Genomic DNA, 22,320 nt, shown 5'->3' with positions numbered 1-22,320 from the left:
TTGTAGGCTACATACCAGCTGGCGAATTGACAGCCACTCCTGCGGGACGTTCGAACTTTTTACGGAATAAGCCTGGAGAAAAGTGGAATTATCTCCCGGTGCGCCTTTCCAACGTCCGACAAGGAACAGAAGATCAATCGGTCGCAGGGTTTGCTCGATGCCAAGCTCCCCGGGGGAAACCCCTATTTCACCAGTGCAGGGCCAGGGCGACTTCCTCAACAGCAGTAGCGCCATGGCACCGCTGATCCGCCAGTACGACTGGGCGACCACGCCGCTCGGTCCGATGGACCAGTGGCCGGCCACGCTCAAGGGCATCCTCGAAGTCGGCCTGAACTCGCGCCTGCCGGTGTGCATCTACTGGGGCCCGGAATTCATCCTGCTGTACAACGACGCCTGGAGCGCCATCCCCGGCGACAAGCATCCCGCCTGCCTGGGCCAGCCCGCGCACGTCGCCTGGTCGGACATCTGGTCGATCCTCGACCCCATGTACAACGGCATCCTGCAGACCGGCGTGGCCGCCCACGAGGAAGACCGCCTGCTGCCCATGGTGCGTTTCGGCTACGTCGAGGAAGCCTACTTCACCTACAACGTCAGCCCGATCTTCGGCCAGGATGGCAAGCCCATCGGGCTGTTCAATACCGCCGTGGAGACCACCGGCAACGTCATCGAGCAACGCCGCCAGCGGCTGCTGACGCGCCTCGCGGAGCGCCTCGGGCAGGCTGACGACAGCGCACAGATCTGCGCCCAGGCTTTCGCCCTGCTTGCCGAAGCCAGCCACGACGTGCCCTTCTGCCTGCTCTACCATGCCGGCACCCTGCTCGGCGCCTGCGGCACCGACACCAACGATCACTTCGCCCCCGCGCAACTGACGTTGGACGACGACCCTCTGCACCTGTTCGGCGGTATCAAGGAAGCCCACCAGTCCCCCCTGGGCAGCCAGCACATGCGCGCCTTTGCGCCCTGGCCGGAAGTGCTCGACAGCACCTACGCCACCCCGCTGGATGGCCACACCGACAGCCTGGCGGTATTCGGCATCAGCCCGCGTCGGCGCCTGGACGAGAACTACGCGACCTTCTTCAACGAGCTGGCCGCCCTGCTCGGCCATGCCCTGTCCGCCGCCAGCCAGCGTACGGAAGAGCGCAGACTGAAGGTCGCCGTACAGGAAGAAGCCCGCCAGCGCACCCGCGAGCGCGACCGCGTGTGGACAGTGAGCCAGGACCTGCTCTGCGTGCTCGATCACCAGGGCGTGCTGCTCAACGTCAACCCGGCCTGGGGCAGCCTGCTGGGCTGGAGCGAAGAGCAGCTCACCGGCCGCAACAGCGAAGAGCTGGTGCACCCGGACGACCTCGCGCCGAGCATCGACATCCGTTCCACCCTCGCCCGTGGCGAGCGCCTGCAGCACTTCGAAAACCGCCTGCGCCACGCCGATGGCAGCTATCGCTGGATTTCCTGGCACGCCACCGAGGAAAACGGCGTCATCTATGGTTGCGGCCGCGACATCACCGAGCAGAAGCGTGGCGCGCTACTGCTGGAGCAGGCGCAGACCGCCCTGCTCAACGCCCAGCGCATGGAAGCTGTCGGCCAGCTCACCGGTGGCATCGCCCATGACTTCAACAACCTGCTGGCGAGCATTCGCTTCAGCCTCGACCTGATCACCCGCCGCGCGCCAGCCAACGCCCAGCCGGAGCTCAGCCACATCCTCCATGCCGCCACCCAGGCCACCGAGCGCGCCGCCGAGCTGACCCACAACCTGCTGGCTTTTGCCCGCCGTCAGGCGCTGGCCATGCACCCGGTCGACCTCGGCCAGCAACTGCGCAACTGGCACGACGAACTGGTCGAACGCGCCGGCCCGGACGTCACACTGGCGCTAACCCTGGATGACACGCAGAGCGTCCTGACCGATCGCGACCAGTTGCACAAGGCCATGCTCCACCTGGTGGAGAACGCCCGCGACGCCATGCCCGGCGGTGGCAGCCTGGAGATCAGCCTGCGGCGCCAGGAGATCGTCAGCGGCGAGCATGACCTGCCGGCCGGCGACTACCTCGCCCTCTCCCTGCAGGACAACGGCCAGGGCATGAGCCAGGCGACCCTGCCCCACGTCTTCGACCCCTTCTTCACCACCAAGGGCATCGGCCCCAACAGCGGGCTGGGCCTGTCGATGGTCTACGGCTTCATCAAACAATCCGGCGGGCACATCCGCCTGCGCAGCGAGCCCGGCCAGGGCACCTGCGTCACACTCTATTTCCCGAGAGGCACCTCAGTGGTCAGCATTCCCGACGCCCCTACGCCCCCCAATGAACCGGCCAACGAGCAGCTGTGCGTCCTGGTCGTCGAGGACAACGACCTGGTGCGCATGCTCACCGTGGAAGTGCTGGAGGAGATTGGCTACCAGGTGCTGCAGGCCGAGGACGCCGAAGAGGCGCTGTCGATCCTGCAGGGAGATACCACCATCCACCTGCTGCTCACCGATGTCGGCCTGCCGGGCATGAACGGCGAGGAACTGGCCGTGGCTGCGCGCGAGGCGCGACCGGAGCTGCCGATCCTGTTCGCCACCGGCTACGCCGAGATCGTGCACATCGATGGCAGCGAGCTGGCCACGCGCATGTCGATGATCGCCAAGCCCTTCTCCATCGACGCGCTGCGCGACAAGGTCAACGGCATGCTCGGGCGCAAGGACGGCTGAACGGCCTTCAATGAGTCAGCAGCACGCTCAGCGTTGCGCGCAGCTTGCCCGGCTTCACCGGCTTGTTCAGCAACGGCATCCCCAGCCGCTGCAACGCACGGCGGCAATCGTCGCTGCGGTCGGCGGTGATCATCAGCGCCGGTAGCTCGCGACGGAAATACTCGCGCAGCCCACGCACCGCCTCGCAGCCAGTTCGGCCATGGTCGAGGTGGTAGTCGGCCAGGATCACCTCCGGCGCCTTGCCATCCAGCGCCTGCAGCGCTTCCTCGTAGCTGGTCGCCACCAGCACCTCGCAGCCCCACTGTCCGAGCAGCGCCGCCATGCTGGCGAGGATCGCCTCTTCGTTGTCGATCACCAGCAGGCGCCGGCCCGGCAGCGGGTCGCCGGTCACCGGGCGCGGGCCGCTCTCCACCAGCCCCGGTTGCGGCAGATCGCGCACCAGCGGCACTTCGAGGGAGAACACCGACCCACGCCCCGGCACCGAGCGCACCTGCACCCGGCAACCGAGGATACCGGCGATGCGGTCGACGATCGCCAGGCCCAGCCCGACACCGCGGCGGTTGGCCGTGCGCCCGGCGTCGAGCTGGTTGAATTCAAGGAAGATGGCTTGCAGCTGGTCCGCCGGAATCCCCCGTCCGGTGTCCCAGACTTCCAGCCTGACGCTATCCCCGCGCCGGCGCGCGGCGAGCATCACGCTGCCGCGCTCGGTGTAGCGGCAGGCGTTGCTGAGGAAGTTGCGCAGGATGCGCGACAGCAGACGATGATCGGTGCGCACCGCCAGCGCGGGAATCCGTGAGCGCAGGCGCAGCCCGGCGGCGCGCGCCACTTCGTCGAACTCCGAGACCAGCGGCCCGAGCAGTTCGTCCAGCGGATAGACATCCAGGTCCGGGCGGATAGCGCTCTGGTCCAGACGGGCGATTTCCAGCAGGTCGGTGAGCAGGTCCTCGGCGCCTTCCAGCGCCTGGTGCGTGCGCTCCACCAGCACCTGTTCGGCGTTCGGCAGCTTGCGCTCGCGCAGGGTGGAAACCAGCAGGCGCGCGGCATTCAGCGGTTGCAGCAGGTCGTGACTGGCGGCGGCCAGGTACTTGTCCTTGCTGTTGTTGGCGGCCTCGGCGGCGTCGCGAGCCTCGCGCAGTTGCTGGTTCAGCCCCTCCAGCTCGCGGGTGCGCTCGGCGACGCGTTGCTCCAGCTCTTCGTTCAGGCTCTGCAGGCGCTGCTGGGCCTGGACGCGCTCGGTGATGTCGGCGACGAAGCCTTCCACCAGGCCTTCTTCATCCGGCTTTATCAGCAGGTTCATCAGGACGATCACATGGCTGCCATCGCGGCGGCGCAGGCGCGTCTCGTAGCCGAACAGGCCGTCCCGCTCGCGCAGCAGCGCGCGGATGCGGCGCATCTCCGCCTCGCCGCCGACGAACAGCTGGCTGGCCATGTCCTGCAGGTTCCACAGCACCTGCTGCGGGTCGTCATAGCCGAGCATCCGCGCCAGCGCCGGGTTGGCGGCGCGCAAGCCCTGGCTCAGGCTGGCCTGGAAGATGCCGTGGACGGCGTGTTCGAACAGCCATTTGTAGCGGTTGCGCTCGGCTTCCAGCTCGTCCAGCCGCGCCACCAGCTCGGGGTAGTGGCTCTTGCGCGCGGAATGGCTGCCCAGGCCCAGCAGCCCGGCCAGGGCCTGTTGCTGCTGCTCGTCAGAGGGCCTCGCCATACACCACCTCGACATCGCGCTGGCTGGACTCGCGAGGGTTGGTGAGGATGCACGGGTCCTGCATCGCGTGGCGCGAGAGGAAGGGGATGTCGGAACTGCCCACGCCATGCAGGCCCAGGCTTTCGTGGAAGCCCACGGCGTTCTTCAGGGCGATCAGGTGTTCCACCAGGCGCTGGCGGATCTGCGCATGGTTCATGCCGCGGCAGTCGATGCCGAAGGTCTCGGCAATCACCTTGAAGCGCTCGGGCGCGGCACTGTAGTTGAAGGCCACCACGTGCTCCACCAGCACGGCATTGCACAGCCCGTGCGGCAGGTCGAGATAGCCGCCCAGGCTGTGGGACATGGCGTGCACCGCGCCGAGGATCGCGTTGGAGAACGCCAGCCCCGCCTGCATGCTGCCCAGCATGATCTTCTCGCGCAGGGCGATGTCCGCCGGATTGGCAATCATCTGCACCAGGTTGCCGTTGATCAGCCGCATGGCCTCCAGCGCGTGGGGGTCGGTGAGCGGGCCGTGGCCGGTCGAAACGAATGCCTCGATGGCGTGCACCAGCGCATCGATGCCGGTGCAGGCGGAGAGGAACGGGTCCATGGTCAGGGTGGTTTCCGGGTCGATCAGCGACACATCGGGCACCACCGCCTTGCTGACGATGGAGAACTTCATCCGCTCGTCCTGGTTGGAGATGATCACGAACTGCGAGACGTCGGCGGAGGTACCGGCGGTAGTGGGGATCAGGATCAGCGGCGGGCTGGGCACGCGCAGGGTGTCCACGCCCTCGAACTCGAGGATGTTGCGGTCGTGGGCGGCGACGATGCCGATGCCCTTGGCGCAGTCCATCGGGCTGCCGCCGCCGACCGCGACAATCACGTTGCAGCCTTCGCTGCGGTAGACCTCGGCGCCACGCATGACTTCTTCCACGCGCGGGTTGGGCGACACCTGGGTGTAACGGCAGAAGGGAATGTCCTGGGCGGCCAGGCTGGCCTCGATATCGGCGACCCAGCCGGCGGCGACTACACCGGGGTCCGACACGACCAGCACCTTGCGGGCGCCGAAGGTTTTCACGTAATTGGCGACATTGTGCCGGCATCCGGCACCGAAAATGATCTCTGGCGAGACGAACTTGCGCAGCTGGCTGAGCTCGTGGGACATCGGGGGCTCTGTCATTATTGTTATGGGATATTTCCGGCAGCCTACTGCATCCGTCAGGTATTGCAATGCGACCTTGGCAGACGGCTCTGACAGTCGGTTCCGACGGATATCAGCCCGCCAGCAGCGCCTGATAGAAACGCCACTCGGCCTCCAGCGCGTGGGCCAGGTTGGCGGCCTGGCGGAAGCCATGGCGCTCCCCGGCATAGCGGTGTACCTCCACCGGTACGCCGCGCTGGCGCAGGCTTTCGACCATGGCGTCGGTCTGCGCCGGCACCACCACCGCATCCAGCTCGCCCTGGAAGAAGATCATCGGCGCGTGGATGTGTTCGGCCTGCAGCACCGGCGTGCGCTCGCGGTAGCGCTCGGCATCCTGTTGCGGGTCGCCGATCAGCCAGTCCAGGTAGTCCGCCTCGAACTTGTGGGTGACCCGCGCCAGCGCCTGCGGATCGCTGACGCCATAGAGGCTGGCGCCGCCGCGCAAGCCCGGCAGCCGTGCCAGCGCCATCAGCGCGCTGTAGCCGCCGGCACTGGCGCCCCGCACGAACACCCGCTGGCGGTCGATGCGCCCGGCCTTGGCAAGCCCTTCCCCAGAGAGAAAATCCAGCGCCGCGCCGATGTCCTCCACTTCCACCTGCCCCCAGCCCAAATGCAGGCGCTCGCGGTAGGCGCGGCCATAGCCGCTGCTGCCGCGATAGTTGATATCGGCGACGGCAAAGCCCCGCCGCGTCCAGAACTGGATGCGCCCGTCGAACACCGGGTAGCTGGCCGAGGTCGGTCCGCCATGCAGGAACACCACCAGCGGCGGCGCCCCGTCCGTGGCGTAGGGCGGATAGAAGAATCCATGGCCGCATTCGTCCTCGCCCACCGGGTAGTGGAAGGCTTCGCCACGGGACAGCTCGGCCTCCGGCAACGGCCTCTCGCCACCGGCCAGCACCTGGGTGGAACCGTCCACCCGGCGGATCGCCAGCAGCGTCGGCAGGCGGTCCGGCGCAGCGGCGATGCAATAGAAGTGGCGCTCGTCCGCCGCCAGCGAACGGAAGCGGCTGTACTCCGGTGCCAGACGGCGCTCGCCGCCATGCCCGTCATACAGCACCAGCACGCCGCGCCCCTCTTCGTAGCGCGTTGCCAGCAGCTCGCCACGCGGCAACGGCAGGAAGGTACGCCCGCCAAGTTGCCAGGGCGCGCTGGCGTGGTCGGCGGCGATGCCGGACAAGGCGCCGAGCACTTCGTGGTACGGCTGCCAGTAGCCGGCGCAGTCGCTGAGCCAGTGCAACCGGCCGTCTTCGGCAAAGCGCGGCTGCTGGATGGATTCATGGCGGGCCTGCCCGGCCAGGCAGCGTTCTTCCCCGGCAAAGGATTCGCACAGCCGGGTGCGCGTCCAGGGCTGGTGCGGGCGGTCCCACTCCACCCAGACGATGCGCTCGGCCCTGCTGTCAGCCACCGGGGAAGAATAGAAATCCGCGCCCGACGCGATCACCCGGCGCCGTCCATCGGCGTCTAGGCGGACGATACGGTGGTTCACCCCGCCGCTGCCGTTCTCCTCTTCCACCGCCAGCAGCGCATTCCACGCCGGCACGTAGTGCAGGTCGCCGTAGCGGCAGTCGTCGCGGTGGGTAATCGGCCGGGGCGCACCACCCAGGCGCAGCCAGTACACCTGCTGGTCGCCCTCTTCCACCCAGGCCACGCCGTCGGCGGTGGCGCAGCAGGAACCGCCGCCGTATTCGTAGACGCGGCTGCGCACCGAGGCCCCAGGCGGCGTCAGCTCGACGCTCTGCCCTTCACGACGGAGGAACAGCCGGCAGCGCGCACTGATGGGGTCGAACGCAGCCCACAGCAATCCGCCATGGGCCACGTGCAGCTCGGCGAAATCCCCGGCGGCGGCCACCGCGCGTTCGGCGCTCCAGTCGCTGCGCTGCATCCTCAGGCCTTGCAGATCAGTTGCGAGGCCCGCTCGTTGCGCAGGGTCAGCGCGCTGAGCGGAGCGGCCGCGGTTTCCGCCTCGCGGCGGGCGTCAAGGATGATGCCGTGGTGGGCCGACTTGGCGCAGACAGGGTCAGTTGCCTCGGCATCGCCGGTGAGCATGAAGGCCTGGCAGCGGCAGCCACCGAAGTCGCGTTCCTTCTCGTCGCAGGAGCGGCACGGCTCCGGCATCCACGAATCGCCACGGAAGCGGTTGAAGCCGAACGACTCATACCAGATGTGCTGCAGGCTGTGCTCGCGCACGTTGGGGAACTTGACCGGCAGTTGCCGCGCACTGTGGCACGGCAGCGCGGTGCCGTCCGGGGTGACGTCGAGGAACACGCTGCCCCAGCCGCCCATGCAGGCCTTGGGGCGTTCCTCGTAGTAATCGGGCACCACGAAGATCAGCTTGCATGGGTTGCCCTCGGCGGCCAGGCGCTCGCGGTATTCGGCGGTGATGCGCTCGGCGCGCTGCAGCTGCTCGCGGGTCGGCAGCAGGCCGGCACGGTTCAGCTCGGCCCAGCCATAGAACTGGCAGGTGGCGAGTTCGACGAAGTCCGCCTCCAGCTCGATGCACAGCTCGATGATGCGGTCGATGCTGTCGATGTTGTGCCGGTGGGTGACGAAGTTCAGCACCATCGGGTAGCCGTGGGCCTTCACCGCGCGGGCCATGGCGAGCTTCTGGGCGAAGGCCTTGCGCGAGCCGGCGAGCAAGTTGTTCACTTCCTCGTCGGCGGCCTGGAAGCTGATCTGGATATGGTCGAGACCTGCGTCTGCGAACTCCTTCAGGCGCTTCTCGTTGAGGCCGATGCCGGAGGTGATCAGGTTGGTGTAGAAACCCAGCCCGCGCGCCGCGGCGATCAGTTCGGCAAGATCCTGGCGCACCAGCGGCTCGCCACCGGAGAAGCCCAGCTGCGCCGCGCCCATCTCGCGGGCCTGGCGGAACACTTCGATCCATTGCTGGGTGGAAAGCTCCTCGCCGCCCCTGGCGAAGTCCAACGGGTTGGAGCAATACGGGCACTGCAGCGGGCAGCGGTAGGTCAGCTCGGCCAGCAGCCAGAGCGGCGGGCCTACCGGCGCCTCAGCGCAGCTCGATCCAGAATTGCGCATGGGCCACCTCGAGGAATGCCAGGATGTCTTCGTCGATGCCCGGCACACCGGGGAAATCGGCACGCAGGCCATCGATGATGCCGGCGACGTCGGCTTGCCCGTCGACCCGGCCGAGAATCGCCCCGGCGCTGTCGTTGAGCTTCACCATCCCCTCGGGATAGAGCAGCACGTGGCAGCCCTGCGCCGGTTCGAATTGCAGGCGGAAGCCCCGGCGCAGTGCCGGTACGCTGTCCAGCGAAGGCAGACTCATCACAGCAACCCCCTGTGCCATACGCGCTCGCTCGTCACCGTGTGGTAGGGCGGGCGCTCCAGTTCATAGGCCATGCTCATCGCGTCAAGCATGCTCCAGAGCACGTCGAGCTTGAATTGCAGGATATCCAGCATGCGCTCCTGGGCCTCGCGGGTGCGGTAGTGCTCCAGGGTGATGCGCAGGCCGTGCTCGACATCGCGGCGCGCCTGGGACAGGCGCTTGCGGAAGTAGTCGTAGCCGGCGGCGTCGATCCACGGGTAGTGCTGCGGCCAGCTGTCCAGGCGCGACTGGTGGATCTGCGGAGCGAACAGCTCGGTGAGCGAACTACTGGCGGCTTCCTGCCAGCTGGCGCGGCGGGCGAAGTTGACGTAGGCGTCCACGGCGAAGCGCACGCCGGGCAGCACCAGCTCCTGGGACAGCACCTGTTCGCGGTCCAGCCCGACCGATTCGGCCAGGCGCAGCCAGGCTTCGATGCCGCCCTCCTCGCCGGGTGCGCCGTCATGGTCGAGGATGCGCTGCAGCCATTCGCGGCGTACGTCGCGGTCCGGGCAGTTGGCGAGGATCGCCGCATCCTTGAGCGGGATGTTCACCTGGTAGTAGAAGCGGTTGGCCACCCAGCCCTGAATCTGCTCGCGGCTGGCGCGGCCTTCGTACATGGCCACGTGGTACGGGTGGAAGATGTGGTAGCAGGCGCCCTTGGCGCGCAGTGCCTGCTCGAATTCGGCGGGGCTCATGGCTTCGCGGGTCATCGCGACGCTCCTTCTGGGAAAAGCGCCATTAAAGGAAAATCCCCATGCCATCGAACGCCACCTCGATACCGCGCGCGTCCAGTTCGGCGCGTTCGGGCGAGGCGATGTCGAGGATGGGATTGGTGTTGTTGATGTGGATGAGCACCTTGCGCGGGCCGTCGATGCCGTCGAGCACCTCGATCATGCCGCCGGGACCGCTCTGCGCCAGGTGGCCCATCTCGCTGCCGAGCTTGTCGCCGACCTCGCAGACGCGCATTTCGTCGTCGCGCCAGAGCGTGCCGTCCACCAGCAGGCAGTCGGCGCGGCGCATCCAGGCCAGCAGCTCGTCGTCCACCTGGCCCAGGCCCGGTGCGTAGAACAGCTTGCCGCCGGTGGACAGGTCCTCGATGAACAGGCCGATGTTGTCGCCCGGATGCGGGTTGCCCCGGTGCGGCGAATACGGCGGCGCACTGCTGCGCAGGGCGATGGCGGTGAGGCGCAGGCCCGGGCAGGCCGGGATGCTGAAAGGCTCGGCATCCAGCGCGATGAGTCGGTGCTTCAGCCCGCCATTCCAGTGCGACAGCATGGGGAACAGCGGGAAGCCGGTGGACAGGTCCTGGTGGACCATTTCCGTGCACCAGACCTCGTGTGGGCAGCCTTCACGCAGGCTCAGCAGGCCGGTGGTGTGGTCGATCTGGCTGTCCAGCAGGACGATGGCGGCAATCGCCGAATCCCGCAGGCGCCGCGCCGGCTGCAGCGCCGGGAAGGACGCCAGCTGGGCGCGGATGTCGGGTGAGGCGTTGCAGAGAATCCAGTTGGCGCCGTCGTCGGACAGCGCGATGGACGATTGGGTGCGTGGCTGCGCGATCACGCTGCCGTCGCGGACGCCACGACAGTTGCGGCAATTGCAGTTCCACTGGGGAAAGCCGCCACCGGCGGCCGACCCGAGAATTCGGATGTGCATGACAGTGCCCCGTGGGCAGGGGCCCCGGCGGACCGGGGCCGAGTGGATCAGCGGTTGGCGAAGTACAGGGTCACTTCGAAGCCAAGGCGCAGGTCGGTGAAGCTAGGCTTGGTCCACATGGGTCTGTCCTCTTTCTTGTTGGAAGGCGCCGGCAAGCCCGGCAAGTCGAGTTAAACACCAGGGTCAGGCACTCCGAATGATACTTTCGAAGGAGATTCCCCCCTGATTTGGTAGCGGGCCCGCGACAGCTGTCGCACCCCGCCGCTACAACTGTCCCATCGCTGCGACAGCCGTTGCCCGGTTGCGCCCGCACCTTTTGGCGGCGAGCACTCTGGCGCAGGGCTCGGCGCCCCGCGCGACGTATTTCGGCACAGGCCTTGCTCGGGCTCTCGTCGCCCGTGACCCACCGGTCTAGACTAGCCAATCCTCGGAACGGTCCTACACGGAGCCGGTCCCATACAAAAACAATGCGCCGCAGTCCGACTGACGGCCGCCGGGAGTGACCATGCACCCGCAATCCCTGGAAAACTGCCCGAACGACCTTGCCGCCTTCATCGCCGATCACTTCGGCGAGCGTGACATCCAGCCCGAGGGCGCCATCGCGCGCTCCTGGTACCGCAGCGTGATGGAGCACCATCTCGACCCGCGCGCGCGGGCGGAAAAACACATCCTCACCGCCGGGGAAATCCGCGAGCACCAGGGCCTGCACCAGGACTACCTGGCGATTGCCAGCCAGGGCGTCACCGGCCTTGCCCGGCGCGTGCTGCCGGCCGGTTTCGCGGTGCTGCTCAGCGACGAGCGCGGCATCACCCTCGATGCGCGCCTGCCCAGCGAGCGCGACCGTTACACCCAGGCCGGGCTGATCGTCGGCGCGCGCTGGGACGAATCCATCGCCGGCACCAACGGCATCGGCACCGCGCTGGCCGCTGGCGAGGCGCTGACCATCCACCGCCAGGAGCACTTCCTGGTGAGCAACTTCCGCCTGAGCTGCTCGGTGGCGCCGATCTTCGACGCCCAGCACCGCCTGCGCGGCTGCCTGAACGCCACCTGCCTGTACAACGACGGGCCCAAGGACGCGCAGTACCTGACCCTGCAACTGGTGATCCTGTACGCCCGGCTGATCGAGAACGCCAGCTTCCGCCAGCGCTACCGCGACCGTCTGACCCTGTCGGTGAAGGCCCGCGACGAGGTGTCGGACCTGGCCAACGAACAGTTGATCGCCCTCGACGAACAGGGCCGGGTGATCGGCGGCAACCATGCCGCTTTCACCGCCTGCCGCGGCGAGCTGCTGGGCAGCCGCATCGAGCAACTGCTGGAGGCGGACGTCGACCAGTTGCTCGACCTGAGCAAGGGCGGCGCGCGGGGCATCCGCCTGCGCACCCTGGCCGATCACGCGCTGGTCGATGTCGGCCTGCGCACGCCGGCCAGCCTGCCAGGCCGCAGTGCGCCAGCCGCTGCTGCCGCGAAAAGCCCGGAGCATCCCGACCTCACCCGCCTCGCCGGCGCCGACCCACGCCTGCAGGACGGCGTGCGCAAGCTGCGCAAGGTGCTCGACAAGGGCATTTCCATCCTGGTGACCGGCGAGACCGGCACCGGCAAGGAAGCCTTCGCCCGCGCCATCCACCAGGCCAGCGCGCGCCATGCCGGGCCCTTCGTCGCGCTGAACTGCGCGGCGATCCCGGAAAGCCTGATCGAGAGCGAACTCTTCGGCTACCGCGGCGGCAGCTTTACCGGCGCCAGCAAGAAAGGCATGAAGGGCAAACTGGAACTGGCCAACGGCGGCACGCTGTTCCTCGACGAGATCGGCGACATGCCGGCGCACCTGCAGACGCGCCTGCTGCGCGTGCTGGCCGAGCGCGAAATCCTCCCGCTGGGCGCCGAAGCGCCGGTGGCGCTGGACGTGCAGGTGGTCTCCGCGACCCACCAGAACCTCGCCGAGATGATCCGCGCCAAGGGCTTCCGCGAGGACCTGTTCTACCGCCTTGCCGGCATGACCCTGCAACTGCCGGCGCTGCGCGAGCGCACTGACCGCGAAGCGCTGATCGACAGCCTGCTGGCGGGCCTGGGCGGCACGCTGCATCTCGATAGCGCGGTGCGCGAGCGGCTGCGCGGCCATCCGTGGCCGGGCAACATCCGCCAGTTGCTGAACTGCTTGCGCTACGCCGCCGCCCTCGCCGAGGACGGCCGCATAGACCTGGACTGCCTGCCGATGGAGTTGCATCAGGCTGCTCCTGCCGTCACTGCCGAAGCGCTGCCGACAGCCACCACGACCGCCCTCGCCGCCCGCCTGGACGACGACGAAGCCCGCCACCTGCTGGCGGTGCTGCGTGAGCAGCAGTGGAACATCAGTGCGGTGGCGCAGCAGTTCGGCATTGCCCGGTCGACCCTGTATCGGAAGATGAAGAAGCACGGCATCGTGCAGCCCAACGCGCTGTATTGATCCTTTCCCTTTTCCCTGCGTCCGCGATTCACTCGCTTCGGGCGCAGGGAAAAAGGAGCGAGCCTCACCTGGCAAGGAAGGCCCGCCCAAGCAAAACGGTGGTGCATATCCAGGCACAGTGATCCGCTTTCGCAGGACAGTCCGTACCAGGCCTTTCCCCTCACCCCAGCCCTCTCCCAGAGGGAGAGGGAGCCGTCCGTGCCGGCTGACGCAGCGATTTCAATCTGCACCAGACCAGTCCCCTCTCCCTCCGGGAGAGGGTTAGGGTGAGGGGCTCTTGCACGTCACTCCTGCGCATAAACCACATGCGTATGCGTGTACTCGTACAACCCATGCTTGCCATCCGCGCCGCCGATGCCGGACTTGCGGGTACCGGCGTGGAAGCCCTGCATCGCCTCGAAGTTCTCGCGGTTGATGTAGGTTTCGCCGAAGTCCAGCTCACGGCTGGCCTTGAGCGCGGCGCTGAGGTTGCGGGTGTAGATCGACGAGGTCAGGCCGTAGTCGCTGTCGTTGGCCAGGGCGATGGCCTCGTCGAGGTCGTCCACCACCTGGATCGGCAGCACCGGGCCGAAGATTTCCTTGCGCATGATCTCCATGTCGCCCTTGCAGCCGGCGAGCACGGTGGGCTGGTAGTGGAAGCCCTTGCCGAGGTCGGCCACGGCGCCGCCGGTGATGATCTGGGCGCCCTGCCCGGTCGCCGTGCGGACCATCTGCGCGACCTTGTCCAGGCCGATGCGGTTGACCAGCGGGCCCATGTCGAGGTCCGCCTGCACGTTCGGGTCGCCGAAGCGGGTGGCGGCCATGGCGGCGGCGATCTTCTCGATGAACTGGTCGGCCACCTGGCGCTGCACATAGACGCGCTCGGCGCAGTTGCACACCTGCCCGGTATTGATCACCCGCGAGGCCTTGATGGCGTTCACCGCCAGCTCCAGGTCGGCGTCGGCGAGGACGATGGCCGGCGCCTTGCCACCCAGCTCCAGGTTCAGCTTGGTGATGTTCGGCGCGGCCGCCGCCATGATCCGTGAGCCGGTGGCGACGCTGCCGGTGAAGCTGATCAGGTCCACCCCGGCGTGGCTGGTCAGCGCACTGCCGGCGCTGGCCCCGGTGCCGCCGACGACGTTGAAGACGCCGGTCGGCAGGTCGGTCTCCGCCACCAGACGGGCGAACTCGAAGCAGTTGATCGGGGTTTCTTCGCTGGGCTTGACGACGATGGTATTGCCGGTCAGCAGCGCCGGCGCCATCTTCCGGGCGATGAGGAAGAACGGGAAGTTCCACGGCAGGATGCCCGCCACCACGCCCAGCGGCTTGCGCAGCAGGAAGATGTGCTCGCCGGCGCGGTCGCTGGTCAGCACTTCGCCTTCCAGGCGGCGCGCCCACTCGGCCATGTAGTCGAGGTAGTCGGCGGTGAAGTTCACTTCCACTTCCGCCAGCGCCGGCACCTTGCCCTGCTCGGCGGTGATGATCTTCGCCAGGCGCGGGGCATTGGCACGGACCTTCTCGGCGATCTTGCGCAGGTAACCGGCGCGCTCGATGGCGGGCCTGGCCGCCCAGCCCTTCTGCGCCGCGCGGGCGGCGCCGATGGCGCTGTCCACCTGGGCCGCGCTGGCCTCGGGGATGCGCGCCAGCAGCTCGCCGTTGGCCGGGTTGCGTACCTCGATCAACGGCTCGCCAGCGACGAAACGGTTGTCGATGTAGTGCTGGTAGGTTGTCACGTCAGTCATGGGGTTGGTCTCCTTCTAGACGGTCACTTGGCGGCGGTCTTCTGCGCGCCGGCCAGTTGTTCCTTGAGGTCGTAGGCGCGCTTGATCAGGTACTGGTGCACGGCCTCGGCCTGCTGCAGGTCGAGGTGGCCCTGGAACGAGGGCATGCCGTCGGGGATGCGGCCGCCGTAGATGATGCCGAGGAAGCGCTGGTGGTTTTCCGCGCTGAGGGTGCGCAGGTCGGGCACCACGCCGCCGCTGATGGCGTTGATGCCGTGGCACTGCGAGCAGCTGCCGTTGAACAGCTCGCGGCCCTGGTCGATCTGCGCGGTGGTGCCGGTCAGCGCCGGCGGCTCGGGCTTGCGGTCGGCCCACTTGTAGTTGATGTCCGGAAGCTTCGCGGTGCCGCCCAGCTTGTAGGTCAGCACCTGGGCGTTGGGCTTGACCCCGGCGCGCAGCGACAGGGCGCCGGCGAAGGTGGAGAAGGCGCCGCCCCAGCCGGCCATGAAGGTCACGTACTGCTCGCCATCCACCTCATAGGTGATCGGCGCGGCCATCACGCCGGTGTTGGCCGGGGATTCCCAGAGCTTCTTGCCGGTCTCGGCGGCGTAGGCCACCACGCGGCCGTCGGCGGTGCCTTCGAAGACCAGGTTGCCGGCGGTACTCAGGGTGCCGCCGTTGAAGATGGTGCTGTAGGGAACTTCCCAGCGTTTTTCCTGCTTCACCGGGTCCCAGGCGATCAGCTTGCCGGTCCAGGTGTCGGCGATCTTGCGCAGGCCTTCGGGGTCCTCGGGCATCATCCCGGTGTTGACGTCGAGCTGGTAGATGCTCTTGAACTTGGAGCGCGGTGGCGCGCCTTCGACGTCCTGGTACATCGCCGACATGATGTGCGCGGGGATGTACACCAGCCCCGTGTTGGGGTTGTAAGACATCGGCTGCCAGTCGTGGGCGCCCCAGAAGGCCGGCTGGATCAGGCGCGCCTTCTTCTCCGGGTCCTTCCAGTAGTCGGAGACCTTCTCGTTGCGGATCGGCCGGCCGGTCTTCATGTCGATGCCGGTGGCCCAGTTGATCGGGATGAAGTTCTTCGCCGAGAGCAACTCGCCGGTCGCGCGGTCGATGACGTAGAAGAAGCCGTTCTTCGGCGCCTGCATCAGCACCTTGCGCTGTTTGCCGTCGATCTCCAGGTCCACCAGCATGATGTGCTGGGTCGCGGTGTAGTCCCAGGCGTCGCCGGGTGTGGTCTGGTAGTGCCAGACGTACTCGCCGTTGTCGGGGTTGATCGCGACGATGGACGAGAGGAACAGGTTGTCACCCTTGCCTTCGCTGCGGATGCGCGGGTTCCACGAGGAGCCGTTGCCGACGCCGATGTACAGCAGGTTCAGCTCGGGGTCGTAGGACATGGAGTCCCACACGGTGCCGCCACCGCCCTGCTTGTGGTAGTTGTCGCCGAACCAGGTCTTGGCGGCGATTTCCATGCCCTTGCCCTTGGGCATTTCCTTGGGGTCACCGGGCACGGTGAAGAAGCGCCAGTCCTGCTTGCCGGTCTCGGCGTCGTAGGCGGTGATGTAGCCGCGCACGCCGAACTCGGCGCCGCCGTTGCCGATGATGACCTTGCCCTTCACGATGCGCGGCGCGCCGGTGATGGTGATGCTGCGCGTCGGGTCGCTGCGGGTATCGACGCTCCACACGCGCTTGCCGGTCTTGGCGTCGATGGCCTCCAGACGGCCATCGAGCACGCCGACGTAGACCTTGCCCTTCCACACCGCCACGCCACGGTTCACCGCGTCGCAGCAGGCTTCGCCGGCGCGGCTGCGGTCGGACTGCGGGTCGTACTTCCACAGTTGCTCGCCGGTGCGAGCATCCAGCGCGTAGACGATGGAGAACGGCCCGGTGGTGTACATCACGCCATCGACCACGATGGGCGTGGCTTCCACGCCACGGTCGATGTCCAGCTTGTGGCTCCAGGCCAGGCCCAGGTTGCCGACGTTGCTCTGGTCGATCTTCTTCAGCGGGCTGAAGCGCTGCTCGTCGTAGGTACGGCCGGTGGACATCCAGTTGCCCGGCTCGCTGTTGGCGGCGGCGATGCGCTTGCCATCGACGTTGGCCGGGACTTCAGAAGCCTGGAGATTGGGGGACAGACCGGCCATCAGCAGCGAAGCGGTCAGCAGGGAATGACGCAGGGTGGGTTGCAGGCGAACGGAAGGCACGTGCAGGCCAATCGATCTCATGGCGGTTCTCCGATTCTTGTTGGTGCCGCGGATCGTTCGCCGCGGCTTGGAAGGCTCAGAGCAACCGCTGTGCCAGGCTTGCAGGAGTACGCTGAAGGCCCCGTGCTTCCTGGCCTCTGGCATTCCTCACGGGATGTGATGCGGCTGTTGCGGGCGCTACAGGTGTTGCGCGGGACAGCGGCAGGTGTTGCGCGAACGGGACGTTGCGAACGCACTTGTAGGATGGGTGGAGCGCAGCGATACCCATGCTGTCGGCTCACGAAAGACGATGGGTATCGCTGCGCTCCACGCCATCCTACGCAGAGTTGGCCGGCGAGTTTGGCGCGGGTGGATGCAGCGGACCTTGCTCGCGAACCGGAACCACTTGGGAAAAAGAAAACGCGGCAGAAGCCGCGTTCGACGAAGGCCGTCGCCCATGGAAGTGGGCACGGAAGCGGACGGCCGCCCGAACGGGCGCGTCGACACAAGGGATACCCGGTGGAGTGCCGGGCGGTACACCAGAGAAGGGAGCCGGCGAACCTGATGGGGTAAGGTCCGCCGGCTTGCAGCAACGCCTTAGAAGAAGCCCAGCGGGTTGATGTCGTAGCTCACCAGCAGGTTCTTGGTCTGCTGGTAGTGGTCGAGCATCATCTTGTGGGTCTCGCGGCCGACGCCGGATTTCTTGTAACCGCCGAAGGCAGCGTGCGCCGGGTACAGGTGGTAGCAGTTGGTCCACACGCGGCCGGACTGGATGCCCCGGCCCATGCGCCAGGCACGGTTGATGTCGCGGGTCCAGACACCAGCGCCGAGGCCGAACTCGGTGTCGTTGGCGATCGCCAGGGCTTCGGCTTCGTCCTTGAAGGTGGTCACGCCCACCACCGGGCCGAAGATTTCCTCCTGGAACACACGCATGCCGTTGTGCCCTTTGAGCAGGGTCGGCTGGATGTAGTAACCGCTGGCCAGGTCGCCCTCCAGGCGCTCGCTGGAGCCGCCGGTGAGCAGCTCGGCGCCTTCGCCCTGGGCGATGTCGAGGTAGGAGAGGATCTTCTCGTACTGCTGTTGCGAGGCCTGGGCGCCGACCATGGTGTCGGTGTCCAGCGGGTTGCCGCGCTTGATCGCCTTGATCTTCTTCATCACCTCGACCATGAACGGCTCGAAGATCGACTCCTGCACCAGCGCCCGCGACGGACAGGTGCACACTTCGCCCTGGTTGAAGAAGGCCAGCACCAGGCCCTCGGCGGCCTTCTCGATGAAGGCCGGTTCGGCCTGCATGATGTCTTCGAAGAAGATGTTCGGGCTCTTGCCGCCCAACTCCACGGTGGACGGGATGATGTTCTCCGCCGCGCAATGGAGGATATGCGAACCGACCGGGGTGGAGCCGGTGAAGGCGATCTTGGCGATGCGCTTGCTGGTGGCCAGCGCCTGGCCCGCTTCCTTGCCGAAGCCCTGGACGATGTTCAGCACGCCCGGCGGCAGCAGGTCGCCGATGATCTCGGCCAGCAGCATGATCGACAGCGGCGTCTGCTCCGCCGGCTTGAGCACCACGCAGTTGCCGGCGGCCAGTGCCGGGGCGAGTTTCCACGCGGCCATCAGCAGCGGGAAGTTCCACGGGATGATCTGTCCGACCACGCCCAGGGGTTCGTGGATGTGGTAGGCGACGGTGTTCTCGTTGATCTCCGCGGCGCCGCCTTCCTGGGCACGGATGCAGCCGGCGTAGTAGCGGAAGTGATCGGCGGCCAGCGGCACGTCGGCGTTGAGGGTCTCGCGCACGGCCTTGCCGTTGTCCCAGGTCTCGGCGACGGCGAGCTGCTCCAGGTTCTGTTCGATACGGTCGGCGATCTTCAGCAGGATCAGCGCGCGGTCCTGCACCGAGGTGCGGCCCCAGCTGCCGGCCACGGCGTGGGCAGCGTCGAGGGCACGTTCGATGTCTTCGGCGGTGGAGCGCGGAAACTCGGCGATGACTTCGCCGTTCACCGGCGAGGTGTTGCTGAAGTACTGGCCCAGCACCGGCGCGACGAACTCGCCGCCGATGTAGTTGCCGTAGCGCGGCTTGAGGGTGACGACGGCGCCTGGGGTTCCGGGTGCGGCGTAGATCATGGGGTGCTCTCCTGTCGGTTCCCGGCCTCCATCGGCCAGGTCATGGAGCGATCTTAGGCAGCGCCCTTCCCCGCCCGGAATGCACCCATGGGAGTGGTGGGTTACTCATTTGGTAGTAGATGCGGAGGGCGTGGCTGTTTGTAGGGCGGATAACCCGGAACGGGTTATCCGCCGATACCACGCTGGCGGATCGCGGGCATGGCTCGCTCCTACAGGTTGAGTTTCGCGCCAGCGCAAAAGCAAAGGGCCGGCTCAATGGCCGGCCCTTTGCCTAGATCAAACGAACCTCACTTCTTCGCCACCAGATCCTTGGGCAGCTTGAAGGTCCAGATCATCCCGCCCTGGTCCAGGTCCTTGATGCGCTTGGCCACCTCGCCACCCCAAAGCGGCACCGCGCCGCCCCAGCCGGAGAGGACGGTGACGTACTGCTCGCCGTCCATTTCCCAGGTGATCGGCGAAGCGATCACGCCCGAGCCGGTGTTGAACTGGTAGAGCTTCTTGCCGGTCTTGGCGTCGAAGGCCATCAGGTAGCCCTCCGGGTTGCCGGTGAACACCAGGTTGCCGTGGGTCGCCAGCACGCCGCCCCACAGCGGCGCGTAGTTCTCGTAGCGCCAGACCTGCTTGCCGGTCTTCGGATCGATGGCGCGCAGCACGCCGATGTACTTCTCGTTCAGCGGCTTGATGGTGAAGCCCGCGCCGAGGTACGCCGCGCCTTTCTTGTAGGCGATGTTCTCGTTCCACATGTCCATGCCCCACTCGTTGGACGGGACGTAGAACAGACCGGTGTCCTGGCTGTAGGCCATGGGCATCCAGTTCTTGCCACCCAGGAAGGACGGCGCGACGAACACCGAAGTGCCCTTCTCACCACCCTCGCTCGGAGCACCCGGACGGTGGGCGTCGTCGTAGATCGGCCGGCCGTTCTCATCCAGGCCCTTGGCCCAGGTAACCTTGTCGACGAAGGGGAAGCCACGGATGAACTTGCCGTTGGTGCGGTCGAGAACGTAGAAGAAGCCGTTGCGGTCGGCGGTGGCCGCGGCCTGCACGGTCTTGCCGCCGTCCTTGTAGTCGAAGGACACCAACTCGTTGACGCCGTCGAAGTCCCAACCGTCGTGCGGGGTGGTCTGGAAGTGCCACTTGATCGAGCCGTCTTCCGGGTTCAGCGCCAGGCGCGAGGAAGAGAACAGGTTGTCGCCCGGACGCAGGTGCGAGTTCCACGGCGACGGGTTGCCGGTGCCGATGAACAGCGAGTCGGTGCTCGGGTCGTAGTAGCCGCCCAGCCACGGCGCGGCGCCGCCGGTCTTCCACAGGTCGCCCGGCCAGGTCTTGCCCGCCTCGCCGCCGGAGATGCCGTTCTCCACCGCCTTGCCTTCCTTGTAGACGTAGCCCATGTGGCCTTCCACGGTCGGACGGCTCCACAGCAGCTCGCCGTTGGTGGGGTTGTAGGCCTCGATCTTGCCGACCACGCCGAACTCGCCACCGGCCACGCCGGTGATCAGCTTGCCCTTGGCGATCAGCGGCGCGGCGGAGATGGAGTAGCCGGCCTTGTAGTCCGCCACGGTCTTCTTCCACACCACCTTGCCGGTGTCCTTGTTCAGCGCGACCAGCTTGGCGTCGAGGGTGCCGAAGATCACCAGGTCGCCGTACAGGGCCACGCCACGGTTGATCACGTCGCAGCAGGGCATGATGCCGTCGGGCAGGCGCGCGTCGTACTGCCAGAGCTTGCGACCGGTGCGCGCGTCGGCGGCGAACACCCGCGAGTAGGAGGCGGTGACGTACATCACGCCGTCCTTGATTAGCGGTTGTGCCTGCTGGCCGCGCTGCTTCTCACCACCGAAGGACAGCGCCCAGACCGGCCGCAGTTCTTTCACGTTATCGCTGTTCAGGGTATTGAGCGGGCTGAAGCGCTGGCCCTGCTGGTTGATCCCGTTGACCACGACCTGGTCGGTACGCTTGGCGGAATCGCTGATGTCCTGGTCGGTCACCCCGGCGTGGGCGCCCAGGGAGGCCAGGCTGATGGCGGTGAACAGCACGGTGCGGGCGAAAGGTTGAAGCTGTCTCATGGCGGTGCGCCTCTGCGATTGTTGTTGTACCCGGGGAATTTCCCCGGTCTGTCGCAGATTCTTGGTTTGGTGGGCCGCACCAACAATTGAACGCAGTGCCGAATTTCCTAGTTCCTTGGTAGCAATACCGGGCCGCGAAGGCGCGGAAATAGCGGCGTGCGTAGGAGCGGACTTTGTCCACGATGGCATCCGGCGCGATGCGGACCTTTCGCGGAAGGAGTCCGCTCCTACGTTTCCGGAAAGCTGGGCATTTCCTGTAGGAACGGGCGGCCCCGCAGCGGAGTTGTCAGCAAGCGTATGGGTACGAAAGCGCCGTCACTGCTCGTCGACGCGCGGCAATGCCTTCTGTTCATAGCGCGGATAGAGATGGCTGACGCTGCGGATCAGCTCGTAGCGCGTCAGGCTGACACCGGCGAAGCGCTCGGGGATGGGCGTGCGCAGGAGGTCGTTCATGTCGGCGCCCTGGGCGATGCCGTCGCGCATCACGCCATCGAGCCAGCCGAGGTAATCGCGCATCTGCACAAAGGGCGCCGCATCGGTGGCGACGGGGCCGTGACCGGGAACGATGAGCTTCCAGGGCAGTTCCTGCAGCGTGTCGATATCGCCCAGCCACACATCCAGCCCCGGACTGTTCGGCGTGGTCAGCGCGCGCTGGTAGAAAACGATATCGCCGGCGAACAGCACGCCAGTGGTCTCATCGAGTATCACCAGGTCCGCGCCGGTATGCCCGCGCAGGCCGACCAGCCGAAACCGGTGACTGCCCATCTGCACGATACCCGGCTCCACGGCCTCGGTGGGCAGCACCACCTCCGTGCCGCGCATCCAGTCGCCGACCAGGCGGTACATGTTCTCCGCCATGGCGTTGCCCTGCTCTTTCAGCAGCTTGCCGGTGCCGGCCAGCGCACCGATGGGCACATCGGTGAAGGCCTGGTTGCCCAGCACGTGGTCGGGGTGGTGATGGGTGAGCAGCACGCGCCTCACCGGCTTGCCGGTGGTTTGCTGGATCAGCGCACGCAGGGCTTCGCCGTAGCGTTTCGACGGGCCGGTATCGATCACCAGTACGCCGTCGCCAGTGTCGATGAAGGCGACGTTGACAATGGCACCACCGTTGTCCTTGGCGAAGTTGTCGGTACTGCCTTCCACCAGCCAGGTGCCTTCGGCGATCCGCCGGGGTTCGAGGTGGTACTGCAGGTCGGCGAGTGCCGGCAGGCACAGGCAGGCCAGGGCGATCAGGAGGAAACGCATGGGCACCTCGTCAGCACAGGGCGGCGGC

The 22,320-nt window shown here is 67.0% G+C and carries 15 protein-coding genes; 2 read left to right on the top strand and 13 right to left on the bottom strand.

Annotated features, from left to right (window positions below):
* Positions 1-157: 157 nt before the first annotated feature.
* A complete protein-coding gene (locus IB261_RS14260) occupies positions 158-2,683 on the top strand; it encodes an ATP-binding protein (protein ID WP_192382332.1) in 2,526 nt (841 codons plus the stop codon).
* A 7-nt stretch (positions 2,684-2,690) separates the two neighbouring features.
* Here the strand turns inward: IB261_RS14260 and IB261_RS14255 are convergent, their stop codons facing one another.
* The 8 genes from IB261_RS14255 to pqqA all read right to left on the bottom strand — a co-directional run bounded on the left by IB261_RS14255 (position 2,691) and on the right by pqqA (position 10,662).
* Positions 2,691-4,385 (bottom strand): PAS domain-containing hybrid sensor histidine kinase/response regulator, encoded by a 1,695-nt coding sequence (locus tag IB261_RS14255; RefSeq protein ID WP_192382330.1) that lies wholly within the window; start codon positions 4,383-4,385, stop codon positions 2,691-2,693.
* Positions 4,369-5,532: an alcohol dehydrogenase-like regulatory protein ErcA gene (ercA, locus tag IB261_RS14250; protein ID WP_081519758.1), complete on the bottom strand. Its 1,164-nt coding sequence runs from the start codon at positions 5,530-5,532 to the stop codon at positions 4,369-4,371. The genes IB261_RS14255 and ercA overlap by 17 nt, the downstream gene beginning before the upstream one ends.
* A gap of 109 nt (positions 5,533-5,641) precedes the next feature.
* Positions 5,642-7,450, bottom strand: a complete 1,809-nt coding sequence (locus IB261_RS14245; RefSeq protein ID WP_192382328.1) for a S9 family peptidase — start codon at positions 7,448-7,450, stop codon at positions 5,642-5,644.
* Positions 7,451-7,452: 2 nt separating this feature from the next.
* Complete coding sequence (gene pqqE, locus IB261_RS14240; RefSeq protein ID WP_192382326.1) at positions 7,453-8,601, bottom strand: pyrroloquinoline quinone biosynthesis protein PqqE; 1,149 nt, start codon at positions 8,599-8,601, stop codon at positions 7,453-7,455.
* Positions 8,573-8,851 carry a pyrroloquinoline quinone biosynthesis peptide chaperone PqqD gene (gene pqqD / locus IB261_RS14235; protein WP_017518379.1) on the bottom strand — a complete coding sequence of 93 codons (279 nt, stop codon included), beginning with the start codon at positions 8,849-8,851 and terminating at the stop codon, positions 8,573-8,575. Before pqqD ends, pqqE begins: the two co-directional genes overlap by 29 nt.
* Entirely contained in the window at positions 8,851-9,600 is a 750-nt protein-coding gene (pqqC, locus tag IB261_RS14230; RefSeq protein WP_081519755.1) for a pyrroloquinoline-quinone synthase PqqC, read from the bottom strand. Before pqqC ends, pqqD begins: the two co-directional genes overlap by 1 nt.
* 28 nt (positions 9,601-9,628) lie before the next feature.
* Complete coding sequence (gene pqqB / locus IB261_RS14225; RefSeq protein WP_192382324.1) at positions 9,629-10,543, bottom strand: pyrroloquinoline quinone biosynthesis protein PqqB; 915 nt, start codon at positions 10,541-10,543, stop codon at positions 9,629-9,631.
* A 47-nt stretch (positions 10,544-10,590) separates the two neighbouring features.
* On the bottom strand, positions 10,591-10,662 hold the full coding sequence (gene pqqA, locus IB261_RS14220; RefSeq protein ID WP_003106462.1) for a pyrroloquinoline quinone precursor peptide PqqA: 72 nt from the start codon (positions 10,660-10,662) through the stop codon (positions 10,591-10,593).
* A 386-nt stretch (positions 10,663-11,048) separates the two neighbouring features.
* Between pqqA and IB261_RS14215 the strand changes: the two genes are divergently transcribed.
* Positions 11,049-12,983 (top strand): sigma-54-dependent Fis family transcriptional regulator, encoded by a 1,935-nt coding sequence (locus IB261_RS14215; protein ID WP_192382322.1) that lies wholly within the window; start codon positions 11,049-11,051, stop codon positions 12,981-12,983.
* A 284-nt stretch (positions 12,984-13,267) separates the two neighbouring features.
* On the opposite strand, the gene aldA is transcribed toward IB261_RS14215, so the two are convergent.
* The 5 genes from aldA to IB261_RS14190 all read right to left on the bottom strand — a co-directional run bounded on the left by aldA (position 13,268) and on the right by IB261_RS14190 (position 22,292).
* On the bottom strand, positions 13,268-14,704 hold the full coding sequence (gene aldA / locus IB261_RS14210) for an aldehyde dehydrogenase (protein WP_192382320.1): 1,437 nt from the start codon (positions 14,702-14,704) through the stop codon (positions 13,268-13,270).
* A 23-nt stretch (positions 14,705-14,727) separates the two neighbouring features.
* Entirely contained in the window at positions 14,728-16,911 is a 2,184-nt protein-coding gene (locus tag IB261_RS14205) for a PQQ-dependent dehydrogenase, methanol/ethanol family (RefSeq protein WP_192382318.1), read from the bottom strand.
* 555 nt (positions 16,912-17,466) lie between these two features.
* Entirely contained in the window at positions 17,467-18,987 is a 1,521-nt protein-coding gene (gene exaC / locus IB261_RS14200; protein WP_081519750.1) for an acetaldehyde dehydrogenase ExaC, read from the bottom strand.
* 287 nt (positions 18,988-19,274) lie between these two features.
* Entirely contained in the window at positions 19,275-21,047 is a 1,773-nt protein-coding gene (locus IB261_RS14195) for a methanol/ethanol family PQQ-dependent dehydrogenase (RefSeq protein WP_192382316.1), read from the bottom strand.
* A gap of 315 nt (positions 21,048-21,362) precedes the next feature.
* Entirely contained in the window at positions 21,363-22,292 is a 930-nt protein-coding gene (locus IB261_RS14190) for a quinoprotein relay system zinc metallohydrolase 1 (RefSeq protein WP_192382314.1), read from the bottom strand.
* Positions 22,293-22,320: the final 28 nt, after the last annotated feature.

Origin of the sequence: Pseudomonas sp. PDM20, assembly GCF_014852575.3 — a bacterium.
In the GTDB taxonomy this organism is placed as follows: domain Bacteria; phylum Pseudomonadota; class Gammaproteobacteria; order Pseudomonadales; family Pseudomonadaceae; genus Pseudomonas.
Note: the sequence above shows the minus strand (reverse complement) of the source record. Positions and strands in the feature narration are given on the sequence as shown.